This is a genomic window from Glycomyces sp. NPDC048151, assembly GCF_043202775.1.
Lineage (GTDB): Bacteria > Actinomycetota > Actinomycetes > Mycobacteriales > Micromonosporaceae > Glycomyces.
The window spans coordinates 337,483-353,438 of sequence record NZ_JBIDBB010000003.1 but is presented as its reverse complement, the minus strand read 5'-3'; the positions used below and the strand labels follow the sequence as shown (position 1 = coordinate 353,438).

Here is a 15,956-nt window from a genome sequence, read left to right as displayed (position 1 = left end):
TCAGTCCTCTTCGCGGGAGAACTTCTGGCTGATGACCTGCGTGACACCCGCGCGCATCGTCACGCCGTACAGCGCGTCGCCGATCTCCATCGTGCGCTTCTGGTGCGTGATGATGAGCAGCTGCGAGTTCTCCTGCAGCTGCCGCAGCAGGTCCAGCAGGCGGCCGAGGTTCACGTCGTCGAGCGCCGCCTCCACCTCGTCCATCAGGTAGAACGGGCTGGGACGGGCGCGGAAGATCGCGACCAGCAGCGCCAGCGCGGTCAGCGACCGCTCGCCGCCCGACAGCAGCGAGAGCCGCTTGACCTTCTTGCCGGGCGGGCGGGCCTCGACCTCGACGCCGGTGTGCAGCAGGTCGTCGGGGTCGGTGAGGAGGATGCGGCCCTCGCCGCCGGGGAAGACGGTCTGGAAGACGTTCTCGAACTCGCGGGCGGTGTCCGCGAAGGCCTCGGCGAACACCTGCTGGATCCGGTCGTCGACCTCCTTCACCACGGTGGTGAGGTCGGCGCGGGTCTTCTTGACGTCCTCGAGCTGCTCGTTGAGGAACTTGTAGCGCTCCTCCAAGGCCGCGAACTCCTCCAGCGCGAGCGGGTTGACCTTGCCGAGGAGCTTGAGCTCGCGCTCACCGCGGGCGGCGCGCTTCTCCATGGTGGCGCGGTCGAACTCGTAGGGCTCGGGTTCAGGCTTGCCCTTCTCCGACGCGGCGTTGACCTCTTCGGCGCTGGGCGGGACGAGCTGGTCGGGGCCGTACTCGGCGAGCAGCGTCTCGATGTCGACGCCGAACTCGGCGCCGGCCTTCTCCTCGAGCTGCTCGATGCGCAGGCGCTGTTCGGCGCGGGCGACCTCGTCGCGGTGGGCGGCGGAGGTGATGCGTTCGAGCTCGGCGGCCGTGGCCCCGGCGCGGGTGCGCAGGTCGGCGAGGGCGGCTTCGCGGCGGGCCTGCTCGGCGGCGATCGAGTCGCGCTCTATCGCCGCGGCCTCAAGGGAGTCGGTGAGCTGGATACCGGCGTTCTCGGCGGCTTCGGCGACGAGCGCGGCCACCTTCGCGCCGCGGGCGCGGGCGGCGCGGCGGGCCTCGGCGCGGGCGCGGGCGGCGCGCTCGGACTGGGCCTGGCGGGCGAGGGCGTCGGCGCGTCCGGCGAGCGCGGACGCGCGCTCTTCGGCGGTGCGGACGGAGAGGCGGGTCTCCATCTCGTTCTGGCGGGCGGCGTCGAGCGCGCGGGAGAGGACGTCGCGCTCGTCGGTCGAGGGCTCCTCGATCGCGGGGAGCGATTCGAGTTCCTCAAGGCGCGCTTCGAGGTCGGTGAGTCCGGCGGTGTCCGTCTCGCGGGCGGCCTGGGCGCGGTCCTTGGCCTGCTGGAGACGCGCGACCTCGGCTTCGGCGCTGCGGGCGGCGGCGCCGAGCTCGGCGAGGCGGCGGGCGACGACGCTGTGCGCCGCCTCGGCCTGGCGCTGCGCGTTGCGCACTTCCTCGGCGGCGGCCTCGGCTTCGGCGTGGGCCTCCTTGGCGGCCTCGAACTGCTCGCGCAGCTGGGCGGCGAGGGACTCAGAGCCGAGCTTGCGGTCGCGGGCCTCGTCGACGGCGGCCTGGATCTCGATGTAGGACTGGGCTTTCGCGGAGCCGCCGAAGGCTTCGGCCGCGCCGAGCACGTCCCCGGCGCGGGTGACGGCGGTGAGCTGCGGGTGGGCGTCCACGATGGCGCGTGCGGCGTCGAGGTCGTCGGCGACCACCATCCCGGCGAGCACGGACCGGACGGTGGAGGCGAGTTCGGCCGGGGCCGAGACGGTGTCGGCGACGGTCTTCAGCCCGCCGGGAACATCCACATGGGTCTGCGATCCGGCGATCAGACTGTGCTCAATCAAAAACGCCGCCTGGCCGCCGTCCTCGTCGCGGAGGAGTTTCAGGGCCGCGGCGGCGCTGGCGGGGTTGGTGACGGCGATGGCGTCGGCGAGGCGGCCGAGCGCGGCGGCGAGCACGGCCTCGTAGCCGGGTTCGACGGTGAGGAGGGCCGCGACGGAGCCGAGGACGCCGGGCACGGCGTCGGCGCGGGCGAGCAGCGCGGCCGCGCCGTCCTTGCGGCGCAGGCCCACAGCGAGGGCTTCTTCGCGGGCGGCCCACTGGGAGGCTTCGCGGTCGGCTTCGCGTTCGGCTGCCTGGAGGCGGTCGGCTTCGGCCTTGGCGGCGGCGACGCGGGCTTTGGCTTCGGCGACGGCCTCGTCGAACTCGGTGTTCGACTCGACCGCCTCGTTCTCGGCCTCGGCTTCGGCGTGCGCCTCGGCGGCGGCCTCGGCCCTCTCGCGGGCCTCGGCGAGCGCGGTGCTGGCGCGTTCGAGCTCTTCGGCCGCGGCGGCGGTGCGGGTCTGGAGGGAGTCGACCTTGCCGCGCAGCGTGGCGAGGGCTTCGCGGCGCTCGGCGGCGGCCTTCACGGCGGTGACGATGCGCTGCTCGGCGTCGGCCAGCGCGGTCTCGGTCTCCTCGCGGGCCTCCACTGCGGACGCGAGCCGCTCGGAGTCCTCCGCGATGGACTCGCGCAGCTCGATCTCCTGCTCGCGGATGCGCTCGGCCTCGGTCTCCAAGACTTCGGGGTCGCGTCCGGCGCGGTCGTCCCCGGCGTCCTCGGAGAGGTAGCGGCGGCGTTCGGCGGCGAGCTGGGCGGTGGAGCGGAGGCGTTCGGCGACGGCCTGGAGGCGGTACCAGGTCTCCTGGAGGCGGGCCAGGCGCGGCTTGTCGGCGGCGTGCGCGGCCTCGACCTCGCCCACTTGGGCGTTCAGGCGCTCGTGCTCTTCGGCGAGGACTTCCCGGCGCTCCTTCAGGGCCTCTTCGTCGGCGAGGTCCTTGGCGATGTTGCCGCGCAGGGAGGTGAGGTCGTCGGCGAGGAGGCGCAGGCGGGCCTCGCGCAGGTCCATCTGGATGGTCTGGGCGCGGCGGGCGAGCTCGGCCTGGCGGCCGAGGGGCTTGAGCTGGCGGCGCAGCTCGCCGGTGAGGTCGGCGAGGCGGTCGAGGTTGCCCTGCATGCCTTCGAGCTTGCGGAGGGCCTTCTCCTTGCGCTTGCGGTGCTTGAGGACGCCGGCGGCCTCCTCGATGAACGCGCGGCGGTCCTCGGGGCGGGCGTGGAGGTAGGAGTCGAGCTTGCCCTGGCCGACGAGGACGTGCATCTCGCGGCCGATGCCGGCGTCGGAGAGGAGGTCCTGCACGTCGAGGAGGCGGCAGCGGTCGCCGTTGATCTCGTACTCGCCCTCGCCGGAGCGGAACATGCGGCGGGTGATCGAGACTTCGGAGTAGTCGATGGGGATGGCGCCGTCGGAGTTGTCGATCGTCAGCGTGACCTCGGCGCGGCCGAGCGCGGGGCGGCCGGTAGTGCCCGCGAAGATGACGTCCTCCATCTTGCCGCCGCGCAGGGACTTGGCTCCCTGCTCGCCGAGGACCCAGGCGATCGCGTCGACGACATTGGACTTCCCGGAGCCGTTCGGGCCCACGACGCAGGTGATCCCCGGTTCGAAACGCAGGGTCGTGGCCGAGGCGAAGGACTTGAAGCCCTTCAGCGTGAGGCTCTTCAGGTACAACGGTCGCTCCGGGCTGGTGTGCTTCGCGGTTCGGGTGCGGGACCGTCCCAGCCTACAAGGCCGCCGTCCGGGAGATCGGCATATCAAAGGCCCCAAAAGGGGCGAACCGGGGAGGGATTTCCGGGCTTGCGGGGTGGGGACATAGCAATGCGCGCCTGCTGTGAACAGCTGGCGCGCCCGTGTTTCGTTGTCGCGAGACGGATTAAGTCAACGCGGGCTCTTGCAGCCGCATCAACTCCTCGACATGATCGTGCTCGATCTCGTCCTCCCGGGCCCGCATCTCGGCGAGCTCGGACTCGAGGTTGCGTACTCGCGCGCGTAGCTGGACCACCTCTTCGAGCAGGCGCTTGTTGGGAGCCTGGCCGATGTGGCCGTAGAGGGCTTTCGCCATGGTTTCTCCTTGCGATCACGTCGACTGGTGGCGTTGGCGTACGCACCATGAAAACGTCGCATTTGCTGAGTGAATTTTTTTAGCCGCTGGGGCCGATTGCCCCTAGCCGGACCAGTGGAGCACGGCTCGTGAACACTGGCCGTCTCCTGACATCATCCGCCTGATCGACGGTTCTCGTCAAGCTTTGCACATGCTTTGCCCATGGAATTCGACGGGGGTCACACCCGGAAGGGGGACCCCGCGTCCGATCACGCGTGAACACGTCCGTGCACGGGGCGCGCAAACCTGATAGGGTCCCGGAAAATCCGAACAATGCACACGTAACCCCACGTGACGAGGCCGTACCCCCATGCGAAGACTCCAGGGCGGACGCCACCGCGACCGCGCCGACCTCCGCCGCCGGATGCTCCTGCTCATCCCGGCGATCTTCGGCCTCACCGCGGGCGCGACGTCACTCTGGGCGCTCGGATCGCCACTCGACGGCCTCGCCGCCTCCGACGCGGGGCCCGCCTCCGCAGCGGTCGAGACCGCCTCGGCTGAGGACACCGCCTCCCCTGAACTCCAGGTGGACGACGCTCCCGCCGAGGCGGGCATGCGCACCCAGGAGGCCGAGGAGGTCCCCACCACCGAGACGCCCGAGGAGACCACCGAGGCGCCCGCCGAAGAGGAGGACGACGGCGGTTCGGGAGGCGGCGAGGACCAGGGCGGCACGGGCGAGTACGCCGACGTCGAGGCCGCCGTGGCCGACCTCGTCGACGCCGAGCGGGCCGAAGCCGGATGCGGCGCACTGGAACGCGACTCCCGCCTCGACACTGCCGCACGCCTCCACGCCGAGGACATGGCCGCCAACGACTACTTCGACCACACCTCGCAGGACGGCCGCGGCCCCACCGAACGGGCCGCCGAGCAGGGCTACGAAGGCGGCGTCGGCGAGAACATCGCCGCGGGCTACCCCGACGCCGCGTCCGTCATGGAGGGCTGGATGAACTCCGAAGGGCACCGCGCCAACATCCTCAACTGCGACTACAGCGTCCTCGGCGTCGGCGTCGCCGACCGCGACGGCACCCTCTACTGGGTCCAGAACTTCGGGTAGCAGCACCCTGGCGGCGCAGCATTATCGCAGGTGAACCGCGTCTGAACCTCTTACTGTCGTCCATCCGACTCAAGCCTGGACTGAATGATTACCAACAGTCATGCTGGGATGGCCGCCCGCTGAGGCGCGCATCTGGGGAGGCGACCAAAAAACCTGAAGGACGAGGTGCCAACCGTGCGTGTCATGCTGTACGACCCGAACCGGGTCTTCTCCGCCAGCATTCGACCCCTGCTCCACCGACGCGGTGACATCCCAGTCGAAGCCAGGACCGCGAAAGCGCTCGTGGCCGCGGATGCGCAGATCGACTGCTGCCTGGTCGCACTGGAGGCGGTCTCCCGGAACCGGGTCCTGACCGACTGCAAGCGACCGGTCTTCCTCATCACCGACCGCGACGACGGCTCGGTCCTCCGCAAAGCCGTCTCGGTCTCGGCCGCCGGGATAGCCAACACCCACATCATGCCCGGCGACCTGCTCGACGCCATCGACCGCGGCCTGCTCAGCCCGCCCTACTACGATCCGCAGCTGCTGCGCGCGGCCCTGCAGCCGGCCCCGCTGCTCGGCGAGCACGACGCACTCGAACTCGCGCACCATCTCACGCCCAGAGAGGACGACGTCCTGCGCCGCATCGTGCGCGGCGAGCCCACGGCCCAGATGGCCACGCAGATGGGCGTCTCGGTCTCCACGGTCCGCTCGCACGTCCAGAACGTGCTCGGCAAACTCGGCGTGAACTCGCGGCTCGCGGCCATCGCGTTCGCGATCAACTACGGACTCGACACGGTCAGGGAGAAGCACCCGCAGCTCAGCTAGGCATACTTGAGAGGTGCCAGAGCTTCCCGAAGTAGAGACCGTCCGCCGCGGGGTCGACGAGGCCTTCCGCGGCGGACGCATCCAGTCCGCCGAGGTCTACAACCCGCGGGCCGTGCGCCGCCACGCCACCGGCATCGCCGATTTCCAGCTGAGCCTCAAGGACCTCCAGGTCACCGGCAGCGGCCGCCGCGGCAAGTTCATGTGGCTGACCCTCGACGACGGCAGAGCGCTCGTGTGCCACCTGGGCATGAGCGGCCAGCTGCACGTCGTCACCGACGGACGCGAGGCCCACAAGCACCTGCGCGCGAAACTCACGTTCGCCGACGCGCGCGAGCTGTGGTTCATCGACCAGCGCACCTTCGGGTACTGGGACCTCGCCGAACTCGACGGCACCGTACCCGACAATGCCGTGCCGAAGACCATGGCGCACATCGCCCCCGACGTCTTCGAGGCCCAGTTCGACGCAGGCGTAGCGGCCGAGCGGCTGCTGCGGCGCACCATCGAGGTGAAGAAGGCCCTGCTCGACCAGACCTGGATCAGCGGGGTCGGGAACATCTACGCCGACGAGGCGCTGTGGCGTTCGCGGCTGCGCGGCCGCAGGAGCGGCGACTCGCTCTCCAAGCGCAAGGCGGTCGAACTGCTCGGCCACGTCAAGGACGTGCTCACCGAGTCGCTCGCGGTCGGCGGCACCTCCTTCGACGAGCTGTACGTCGACGCCCGCGGCGAAGCGGGCTACTTCGCCCGCGAACTCGCGGTCTACGGCCGCGCGGGCCAGCCGTGCAACCGCTGCGGCACCGCGATCAAGCGCGAAGTCATCGGCGACCGGTCGGCACACTACTGCCCCAAGTGCCAGAAGTAGAACGTGAAGGGCGGCACCGGAGATCCGGTACCGCCCTTCACGAAAGCCTTGCGTTAGCGCTGCTTGACGCCGAGGCGTTCCGACAGCACCTGCCAGGCGAGCTTCGCGGCGATCTGCTCGGCGTCCTTCTTGGAACCGCCCGAGCCCTCGCCGAACTCCTCGCCCGCCACCACGGCCCAAGCGGTGAACTGCTTGGCGTGGTCGGGACCGGACTCGGTGATCCGGTACTCGGGCACGCCGAGGCCCGAATCGGCCGTCAGCTCCTGGAGGCTGGTCTTCCAGTCCAGGGCCGCGCCCTGACCGGCCGCGGCCTCCATGAGCGGGTCGAAGAACCGGTGCACCACGACCTTGGCGGTCTCCACGCCGTACTGCAGGTAGACGGCGCCCAGCAGCGCCTCCACCGCGTCGGCGAGGATCGAGTTCTTGCCGCGGCCGCCCGAGGTCTCCTCGCCCTTGCCGAGCAGGAGGTGCGGGCCGATGCCGCCCGCGCCCATGCGACGCGCCACACCGGCCAGCGCCTTCATGTTCACCACCGATGCGCGCAGGCGCGCGAGCTGCCCTTCGGGCAGGTCGGGGTGGTCCTGGTAGAGCGCGGTGGTGACCACCAGGCTGAGCACGGAGTCCCCGAGGAACTCCAGGCGCTCGTTGGTGGGCAGTCCGCCGTGCTCGTAGGCGTAGGACCGGTGCGTCAGGGCGAGACGCAGCAGTTCGGGGTCGATATCTCGAACCCCGAACACCGCTTCGAAATGTTGTACTGCCTTGTCGCCCATGCTCGGGAGGACTTAGGCCTCGAGGACCTGACGGCCCCTGTACGTGCCGCAGACCTCGCAGACCTGGTGGCCGCGCTTCTTGGCGTGGCACTGCGGGCACTCGACAAGCTGGACCGCCGCAGCCTTCCACTGCGAACGACGGTGCCGGGTGTTGCTGCGCGACATACGACGCTTCGGAACAGCCACTTCAGAACTCCATACCTATACGCTTACGCTGTGCTATTTCGGTTCGCCGTCATTGCCGGCGAGCCGAAGCTTCTCCAAGCCCGCCCAACGGGGGTCCACGGTCTCGTGGACGTGGTCGTCGGGCAGTTCATCCCAGGGAACGCCGCAGTCGGCGCACAATCCCGGGCAGTCAGGTCGGCACAGCGGGGTGACCGGCATAGCCAGCACCAGCGCGTCCCGGACCGCGGGCTCCAGATCGAGCAGGTCCCCCTGAAGCCGCATGATCTCGTCGGCTTCAGTGGTCGCTTCGGTGACGGAGCCTTCATAAGCGTACAGCTCCTGCACCTGGACGCTGAGAGCGTCCTGCACGGGTGCGAGGCACCTCGCACACTCGCCTTCCGCGACCGCCTCGACCCGGCCGGCGGCGAGCACGCCTTCGCTGACGCCGGTGAGGTCGATGTCGAGGTCGAGGACCGCTCCCTCGGGCACCGCGTACACCGCTTCGAAGCCGTAGGCCTCGGGAGCGGGGATCTCGCGCGCGATGTGCATCATCGTGCCCGCGCCACGCAGCTCCGCGGTGTCGAACACCAGCGGCGCGGCGGGATCCAGAGCGGTCGTCATGGGAGTACTGCGGTCCTTACGTCAGGGAGTGCGCCTCGATCGAGGCCGACCGGTAATGCTACATCAGCGGCGGGGGCGGCCCCAACCCAGGTGGAGGGCAGGGTGAAGCGCCCGAAGGCGCGTGTGAGCGAACCGACACCGCTAGAGCTGCGGGAGCGGCTTCTCCTCTTCGATCGGCTCCTGCGGCGAGGGCGCGAAGGTGCCGATCTCCCGGAGGGTGTGCATCTTGTCGCGGCCGCGCTCGACGCCCGAGAGGGCGCGGTGCAGGAACTGCTCGAAGTTGGCGAGCGTCGTGTCGACGTACTCGTCGACCTCGTCGCGCAGGCGCTGCGCCTCGCCGCGGGCCTCCGCGATGATGCGGTTGCCCTCGTGCTCGGCGGAGACGGTGATCTCGTGGCGGGAGACGAGCCGCGCGTGCTCGGTCTCGCCCTCGGTGATGATCCGCTCGGCCTCGCGCTCGCCGGCGTCGATGATCTTGTCGCGCTCCTGGAGCATGGCCTCGGCGCGGCGGAGATCGCCGGGGAGTTCGTTCTGGAGCTCTTCGAGCATGGCGATCATCTCGGCCCGGTCCACCTTGCAGGCCCGGGACATGGGCACGGCCTTGGCCTGCTCCACGTAGGCGATGATCTCTTCGATCCGGTCGAGCGCACCCACCGATTTGCTCCCGTCGATGTCAGTCATGGGGACATTGTCCCGGATGAGGGTCTGAAACGTGGCTAATCCTGCCCCAAACGCTCGATCAGTCGTGATTGGACGATTTCAGGCGCGTAGGGCGAGATGTCGCCGCCCCATTTCGCCACGTCCTTGACCATCGAGGACGACAGGAAGGAGTACAGGGGGTTGGTCGGAATGAAGACCGTCTCGATGCCTCGCAACCCGTAGTTCATTTGGGCCATCTGCAGTTCGTAGTCGAAGTCCGAGACCGCGCGGACGCCCTTGACGAGCACTCCCGCGCCGTGCTTCTGGCAGAAGTCGACGACGAGCCCTCGGAAGGACGCGATGCGCACGTTGGGGATGTCCGCGGTGGTCTCGCGGAGGAGTTCCACCCGCTCCTCGACGCTGAAGAGAGCGTTCTTGGAGGCGTTGTGGAAGACCGCGACCCAGACCTCATCGTACAGCTGGGCGGCGCGTCCGAAGATGTCGAGATGACCGTAGGTCACCGGATCGAATGAACCGGGGCACACGGCGATGCGAGCTTCAGGTTTCACAGGGCGTGACCGTAGCAAAGGGCCGTCGTGCCGTAACGCCGGACGCGGTCTTCTGCGATCTTCTCGGGCCACGGCACCGAGGCGTCCTTGCCGCCCCGTTCGACCACGACGTCGGCGTCCTCGGCGAGCCAGCCGTGCGCGACCAGCGCTTCCAGGACGTCCGCGATGGCGGCGTCGGTGACGGCGTAGGGAGGGTCGGCGAAGACGATGTCGAACGGCTCGGCCGGGCTGTTCTGGAGGGCCTTCTCGACAGGGGCGCAGATCACTTCCGCGCCGGTGACACCGAGGTCGGCGATGTTCTTGCGCAGGAGCTTCGCGGTGAGCGCGTGCGACTCGACGAACAGCGCCGAGGCGGCGCCGCGCGAGAGCGCTTCGAGGCCGACCGCGCCGGAACCGGCGTAGAGGTCGGCGAAACGCAGTCCGTCGAGGTCGCCGCCGGGGGCGAGCGAGTTGAACAGCGCTTCGCGGACCCGGTCGGAGGTGGGCCGGGTGCGGTCCCCCGGAGGCGTGGCGAGGCGGCGGCCCTTGAGGCTGCCGGCGATGATCCTAGTCATTTGCCACAACAATAATCCGGCCCGACGCGAGCCGCAGCCTGCCGGTGCGCGGCGGCCCCGCCGCACCTCCCTTCGGCCCTTTCCTCAGCCCTTCTCCAGGAACTCGCCCCGGTCGGCGGCCAGGTCGTCCACGAGGGCGGCCAGGCCGGGCTCGCCCGCGAGCTTCGGGTCCGCGTCGATGAGCGCGGTCGCCTCGGCGCGGGCCGCCTCGATGATGTCCGCGTCCTTCAGCAGCGACAGGAGCTTGACGTGCGACTTCATGCCCGACTGGGCCGCGCCGAGCACGTCCCCTTCGCGGCGCTGCTCCAGGTCGAGCTCGGCCAGCGCGAAGCCGTCGGTGGTCGAGGCGACGGCGTCGAGGCGCTCGCGCGAGGAGGTCCCTTCGGCGGCTTCGCTGACGAGCAGGCACAGGCCCGGGTGCGCGCCGCGGCCGACGCGGCCGCGGAGCTGGTGGAGCTGCGAGATGCCGAAGCGCTCGGCGTCGAGGACGACCATCGCGGTCGCGTTCGGCACGTTCACGCCGACCTCGATGACGGTGGTCGCCACGAGGACGTCGAGGTCGCCCGCGGAGTAGGCGCGCATGACGCGGTCCTTCTCGTCGGCGTCGAGGCGGCCGTGCAGGAGCCCGAGCCGCAGGCCGCTGAGGGCGCCTGCCCGGAGCTGCTCGATGACGTCCACGACGGCCAGCGGCGGGCGCTTGTCGCTCGCGCCGGAGTCCTCGGCGTCCTCGCCGCCGACCCTGGGGCAGACGACGTAGGCCTGGCGTCCGGCGGCGACCTCTTCGCGGACGCGGTTCCAGGTGCGGGTCATCCAGCGCTGGTCGGTGTAGGGCACGACGTGCGTGGCGATCGGTGTGCGTCCGGCGGGGAGCTCGGTGAGGCGGCTGGTCTCCAGGTCGCCGTAGACGGTCATGGCGACGGTGCGCGGGATGGGGGTGGCGGTCATGACGAGGGTGTGCGGTGTGCGGTTCGCTTTGGCGCGCAAGGCGTCGCGCTGCTCGACGCCGAAGCGGTGCTGCTCGTCGACGACGACGAAGCCGAGGTCGGCGAAGTCGACGCCGTCGTAGAGGAGCGCGTGGGTGCCGATGACGATCCCGGCCGTGTTGGTCTTGACCTCGTCGAGGACGGTGCGGCGCTGGGCGGCGGTCGCGGAGCCGGTGAGGAGCGCGACGCGGGTGGCCTCGGGCGGGGCGCCGAGTTCGCCGCCCTGGGCGAGGTCGCCGAGCATCTCGACGATGGACCGGTGGTGCTGGGCGGCGAGGACCTCGGTGGGGGCGAGGAGCGCGGCCTGGCCGCCGTGGGCGACGACCTGGAGCATGGCGCGGAGCGCGACGAGGGTCTTGCCGGAGCCGACGTCGCCTTGGAGGAGGCGGTGCATCGGGTGCTCGCCCGCGAGCTCGGCGGCGATCTCGGCGCCGACCTGGCGCTGGCCGTCGGTGAGGGCGAACGGGAGGCGGGCGTCGAAGGCGTCGGGGAGGGCGCCGCCGGGCGCGTACGCGGTGGCGGAGTCGCCCGCGGCCTCGGCTTTGCGGCGCACGAGGACGGCCTGCATCACCAGGGCCTCTTGCCATTTGAGGCGCTTCTTGGCCGCGCCGAGGGCCTCGTGGGAGTCGGGGCGGTGGATCTGGTGCAGGGCGGTGCCGTAGCCGAGGAGGCTGAGGCGGTCGCGCAGGGAGGCCGGGAGCGGGTCGGGCGGGGACTTGACCAGGCCGAGGACGGTGTGGATGGCCTTGGCGATGTTCCAGGTCGGGAGCTCGGCGGTGGCCGGGTAGACCGGGATGAGGGACCCGGCGAACTCCTCGATCGCGCTCGAAGGATCGGCGGCGTCCTCGGCGAGGAGCTGGTACTGCGGCGAGTTCAGCTGGAGGCGGCCGCGGAACTGGGCGACCTTGCCCGCGAACAGGCCCCAGCGTCCGGCGACGAGCTCCTTGGCGCGCCAGGACTGGTTGAAGAACGTGAGGGTGAGGGAGCGCCCGCCCTCATCGGCGACGACCACTTCGAGGAGGTCGCGGGGTTTGCCGCCGGGCTGCCGCGAGCCGCGTCCTTTGGGGACGAAGGACTTCTTGACGGCGGCGCGGACCTGCGCGGTGACGGTGACGTCCTCGCCGATCTGGAGCGCGCCGAGGTCGGTCTGCTCGCCGCGCTGGGCGTAGCGGAACGGGTAGTGCCCGAGGAGGTCCCCGACGGTGTCGAGGCCCAGCCCCTCGCTGAGCGCGTCCACGGTCTTCTTGCCCAGGACCTCGCGCAGCCGGGTGTCCAGCCCAATGGTCATTCGGCTCCTAGCAGCAGCAGCGGTTCGTCGTCTCCGGCGGGCAGCTGCTGGATCTCCACCAGCGGCCACGCCTCCCGGACATGATCGCTCAAGGCTGTGACAATCCCGGCGTTCGAACCGGCGCCGGGCAGGATCGTGAGGAGTTCGGCGCCGTCGGCGCAGAGGCGGTCGGCGAGGTCGCGGGCGGCGTCGGCGGGTTCGCCGAAGACCGACTGGGCGGTGCCGCGGATGACCGAGGAGAACCCGGAGGGGATCGCGTGGACCTCGCCGGTGCGGCAGGCCTTGATGGCCTCGCTCATCGCGGAGACATCGTCGTCGAACTGCCGCTCGGGGTCGTGGACGGCGACGGCGGCGACGGCCTGCACGCGGGTGACGCCGAAGAGCGCGGTGACCTGGTGGCCGTCGTTCCGGGCGGACTCGACGGCGCGGTCGGCGGTGCGCGCGGCGGCGTCGGTGTCGGAGAGGACGACGACGCTCGCGGCGCCGTCGGCGAGGGCAGCGGCGAGTTCGGCGCCAACGGTCGCGGCGGTCGCGGTGCGGCAGCCTTCGCCCGCGAGGAACTCGCGGAGGCGGTCGGCGTCGGTGACGACGACGAGGTCGCGGGCGGCCTCGGCGTCGTGGTGGCGGCGCGCGGGCGCGGCGTGCATGCGTGCGTCGTGGGCCGCGGCGGCGTGGGCGGCGACCGTGTCGTCGAAGCGGGTCACGGAGATGCGGTGGACGCGGCCGCGTTCGATCCCGGCCTCGATGGCCGCGCCGATGTCGTTGACGTGCACGTGGACGTTGAACGTGGTGACGTCCTTCGCGGCGCGCGAGCCGATGATGACGACCGAGTCGCCGAGCGCGGTGAGGCGGTGGCGCAGGTCGGCGGCGGCCGCGGCGTTCGCCTCGAGGAGGTACTGGACCTCGTAGCCGTAGACCTCCGAGCCGGTCTCGCGCGGGACCTCCTCGACCTCGGAGACGGCGCGTACACGGTGGCGTTCGAGGAGGTCGAGCGCGCCGGTCGAGACGGAGCCGGTGAGGGTCTCCACGAGCGCTTCGAGGATCACGGTGAGGGCCAGGCCCCCGGCGTCCACGACCCCGGCGCGGGCGAGCGCGGGCAGCTGGCCGGGCGTGGCCGCGACGGCTTCGGCGGCGGCCTCGGCGGCGGCGCGGGCGGCCGAGACGAGGCCGAACGGGGCGGCCTTCCCGGCGGCCGTGGCGGCGGCCTCGGCGACGGTGAGGATCGTGCCCGCCGTGGGCACGGCGACGGCGCCGGTCGCGGCGTCGGTCGCGGACCGCAGCCCGGCCGCGAAGCCCTTCGCGTCGATCTCGTCGCTGTTCCAGACGTCGGCGAGCCCGCGGAGCATCTGGGCGAGGATCACGCCGGAGTTGCCGCGGGCCGAGAGCAGCGCGCGCCCGGCGGCCTCGTCGAGGAGCGCTTCGAGGCCGAGTCCGGGCGTGCCGCCCTGGAAGGCGGCCTGGAGGGTCGCGACCATGTTCGTCGCGGTGTCCGAGTCGGCGACGGGGAACACGTTGAGCTCGTCGACGCCGCGCCGGTGGCGGGTCAACGTGTCGATGCCGCGCGCGGCCCACTCGCGCATGGTGTCTGCGTCGAGGGCCTGGCGTCCGGATTCAGGGATTTCCACCACGGGCCATGAGGATACGCCTCCGCGGCGGCGAGCGGAAGCGCAAGCGCGCGGGCGGCGGAAAACGGACCGGCCCGCACGCTTCCGCGTGCGGGCCGGTCGATGCCTATTGGTCGCTCAGGCGCCGAAACTAAGGCTGGAGCGGGCGGCGTCCAGAGTTTCGACCTGGTCGGCCGTGGCCGACCCGACGAAGCCCACATACCCGTCGCCGTTCTGGATCACCGCGGTCATCACGGTCAGATCGCCGACGGTGAACGTGTTGAACTGAGCCGACCGGGCGTCGACCCGGAACTGGACCGCCTGGGCGCCTTCGGCGGTGCCGCCCGCCCAGGTCGCGGCCAGGTTCTGCAGGTTCGTGCCAAGGTCGGCGACCGGAACCTCCTCGCCCGCGCCGATCGCGGCCGGGTCGAGTGCGCCGAAGAAGACGGTCGGGCCGGTTCCGCCCAGGATCAGCCCTGTCGGACCGGTGAACACGGTCGGCGGATTCGTGGCCTCGGTGGAGCCTTCAGGAGCCAGGATGCTCAGGCCGGAAGCCTCGTTCGGGACGACCGCGACCGCGGCCGGTGCGGGCGGCTCGCTCTCCACGGCCTCGCTGCTCTCGGCGGCTTCGCTGCTCTGGGCGGCCTCACCGCTCTCGGATACGCCGCTGCTTTCGATGGTGCCGGTCGTCTCGTCGTCGCCGCTGCCGCCCCCCAACGGGTTGAACAGGACGAATCCTCCGACACCGAGGGCCAGCACGATGACCACGACGCCCGCGACGATGAGCCACTTCGGGCTCTTGCCGCCCTTCTTCTTCGACTTCCGCTGGATGGTGTCCGGCGCGCCCCACGGCTGGGCCCCGCCGCCCGAGACGGGGACGAGCTGGCCGCCCTGGGGCCCGAACTGACCGCCGCCGAACGGCGGCTGCCCGACCGGAGAGGAGACCGGCATCCCGGAGACCGGCATCCCCGAAGCGGGGATCGACGACACCGGAGGCATCCCGGAGACCGGCATGCCCGAGACCGGCATGCCGCCAGCCGGACCGAACGGGTCCGCGGTATGCGGCGGCGGAGACGCCTGGAACGGCTGCTGAGGCGGAGGGGACGCCTGGAACGGCTGCTGCTGCGGGGGCATGCCCTGGAAGGCCTGCTGCTGCGGCGCGTCGAACGGCGAGACCGGGACGCCCGGGGGCGGCCCGAACTGCTGCGGCGACGGCTGGCCGGGTCCGCCGACGTACTTGACGGTCCCGTCCTCTTCCACCGGGCCCATCTGGCCCGACTGCGCCATGCGCTGACTCTCCGGCGACCACGGAGGCTGCTCCTCTTGCGGAGGCTGCTCGTTCGGGCGGTACACCGGGGGCTGTTGCTGCGGCGGCTGCCAGCCGTCGGCAGGCTGCTGCGGGGTGTGGCTCATGTTCGACTCACCAAAGAAGATATGGGCATCGGCACATCATGTGTATGCGGCCAGCCTACGGGATCTGAACCCATCCTAGAGTCACCAACGGTAGCCGACCGCGGCAGCCGCCACAGCGCAGCGCCGCCGCGGAGCGTCCTGGGAGGACCGACGAATCTGACCGATCCGGGCCTACGTCTGCTTGCAGCACAGTAGGTCTTTCGATTGCGGCGCAGGTGTTCCGCCCGGGTGGGACTAGACCCTTCCCCGGGTCGGCCCGGCGGCCGGGGACGAAGCCCCCGGCGGCTGTGGCGCAGGTCCCGCCACCTGGATGGGCGGCGGTTCGCCGGGTCCGTTAGAATTACCGGGTTGCCCGCCGTCGGGGTGGGCCGATTGAACGTCAATGCAGGAGTTTTGGATTATGTCGAGCGTGTGTGAAGTCTGCGCGAAGCGCCCGGGCTTCGGCAACAACGTCCCGTGGTCCCACAAGAAGACCCGTCGTCGTTGGAACCCGAACCTGCAGACCATCCGCATCGCGACTGGCTCCGGTGACAACAAGCGCCGCGCCAAGGTCTGCACTTCGTGCATCAAGGCCGGCAAGGTCACCCGTTAAGGGCTGACGCCGCGAAGACTTACGCCGCCGGGGCTTGGCCCCGGCGG

15 protein-coding genes are annotated in these 15,956 nt (G+C 70.9%); 4 read left to right on the top strand and 11 right to left on the bottom strand.

Annotated elements, in window-relative coordinates; translation table 11 throughout:
* Positions 1-3,561, bottom strand: coding sequence for a chromosome segregation protein SMC (gene smc / locus ACGGCP_RS08345; RefSeq protein WP_392962890.1), 3,561 nt, complete (start codon positions 3,559-3,561; stop codon positions 1-3).
* Positions 3,562-3,763: 202 nt separating this feature from the next.
* Complete coding sequence (locus ACGGCP_RS08340; RefSeq protein WP_392962888.1) at positions 3,764-3,952, bottom strand: hypothetical protein; 189 nt, start codon at positions 3,950-3,952, stop codon at positions 3,764-3,766.
* 349 nt (positions 3,953-4,301) lie between these two features.
* On the opposite strand from ACGGCP_RS08340, the gene ACGGCP_RS08335 reads away from it, so the two are divergent.
* The 3 genes from ACGGCP_RS08335 (at position 4,302) to mutM (ending at position 6,711) form a co-directional block, all read left to right on the top strand.
* Entirely contained in the window at positions 4,302-5,045 is a 744-nt protein-coding gene (locus ACGGCP_RS08335) for a CAP domain-containing protein (protein WP_392962886.1), read from the top strand.
* A 183-nt stretch (positions 5,046-5,228) separates the two neighbouring features.
* Positions 5,229-5,852, top strand: coding sequence for a response regulator transcription factor (locus ACGGCP_RS08330; protein WP_392963580.1), 624 nt, complete (start codon positions 5,229-5,231; stop codon positions 5,850-5,852).
* A 13-nt stretch (positions 5,853-5,865) separates the two neighbouring features.
* Positions 5,866-6,711 carry a bifunctional DNA-formamidopyrimidine glycosylase/DNA-(apurinic or apyrimidinic site) lyase gene (mutM, locus tag ACGGCP_RS08325; protein ID WP_392962883.1) on the top strand — a complete coding sequence of 282 codons (846 nt, stop codon included), beginning with the start codon at positions 5,866-5,868 and terminating at the stop codon, positions 6,709-6,711.
* A 53-nt stretch (positions 6,712-6,764) separates the two neighbouring features.
* On the opposite strand, the gene rnc is transcribed toward mutM, so the two are convergent.
* From rnc to ACGGCP_RS08280, 9 genes are all read right to left on the bottom strand, one after another.
* On the bottom strand, positions 6,765-7,481 hold the full coding sequence (rnc, locus tag ACGGCP_RS08320) for a ribonuclease III (protein WP_392962881.1): 717 nt from the start codon (positions 7,479-7,481) through the stop codon (positions 6,765-6,767).
* Between the two features lie 12 nt (positions 7,482-7,493).
* Complete coding sequence (rpmF, locus tag ACGGCP_RS08315) at positions 7,494-7,667, bottom strand: 50S ribosomal protein L32 (RefSeq protein ID WP_392962878.1); 174 nt, start codon at positions 7,665-7,667, stop codon at positions 7,494-7,496.
* A 33-nt stretch (positions 7,668-7,700) separates the two neighbouring features.
* Positions 7,701-8,267 (bottom strand): YceD family protein, encoded by a 567-nt coding sequence (locus tag ACGGCP_RS08310; protein ID WP_392962875.1) that lies wholly within the window; start codon positions 8,265-8,267, stop codon positions 7,701-7,703.
* A 141-nt stretch (positions 8,268-8,408) separates the two neighbouring features.
* Positions 8,409-8,948, bottom strand: coding sequence for a hypothetical protein (locus ACGGCP_RS08305; RefSeq protein ID WP_208495294.1), 540 nt, complete (start codon positions 8,946-8,948; stop codon positions 8,409-8,411).
* Positions 8,949-8,983: 35 nt separating this feature from the next.
* Positions 8,984-9,475, bottom strand: coding sequence for a pantetheine-phosphate adenylyltransferase (gene coaD / locus ACGGCP_RS08300; protein ID WP_270121368.1), 492 nt, complete (start codon positions 9,473-9,475; stop codon positions 8,984-8,986).
* Entirely contained in the window at positions 9,472-10,029 is a 558-nt protein-coding gene (gene rsmD, locus ACGGCP_RS08295) for a 16S rRNA (guanine(966)-N(2))-methyltransferase RsmD (protein WP_392962871.1), read from the bottom strand. Before rsmD ends, coaD begins: the two co-directional genes overlap by 4 nt.
* An 84-nt stretch (positions 10,030-10,113) precedes the next feature.
* On the bottom strand, positions 10,114-12,300 hold the full coding sequence (gene recG, locus ACGGCP_RS08290; RefSeq protein WP_392962868.1) for an ATP-dependent DNA helicase RecG: 2,187 nt from the start codon (positions 12,298-12,300) through the stop codon (positions 10,114-10,116).
* On the bottom strand, positions 12,297-13,928 hold the full coding sequence (locus ACGGCP_RS08285) for a DAK2 domain-containing protein (protein WP_392962866.1): 1,632 nt from the start codon (positions 13,926-13,928) through the stop codon (positions 12,297-12,299). The genes recG and ACGGCP_RS08285 overlap by 4 nt, the downstream gene beginning before the upstream one ends.
* Positions 13,929-14,042: 114 nt before the next feature.
* Positions 14,043-15,317, bottom strand: coding sequence for a hypothetical protein (locus tag ACGGCP_RS08280; protein ID WP_392962864.1), 1,275 nt, complete (start codon positions 15,315-15,317; stop codon positions 14,043-14,045).
* Positions 15,318-15,717: 400 nt separating this feature from the next.
* Between ACGGCP_RS08280 and rpmB the strand changes: the two genes are divergently transcribed.
* Positions 15,718-15,909 carry a 50S ribosomal protein L28 gene (rpmB, locus tag ACGGCP_RS08275; protein ID WP_030157716.1) on the top strand — a complete coding sequence of 64 codons (192 nt, stop codon included), beginning with the start codon at positions 15,718-15,720 and terminating at the stop codon, positions 15,907-15,909.
* Positions 15,910-15,956: the final 47 nt, after the last annotated feature.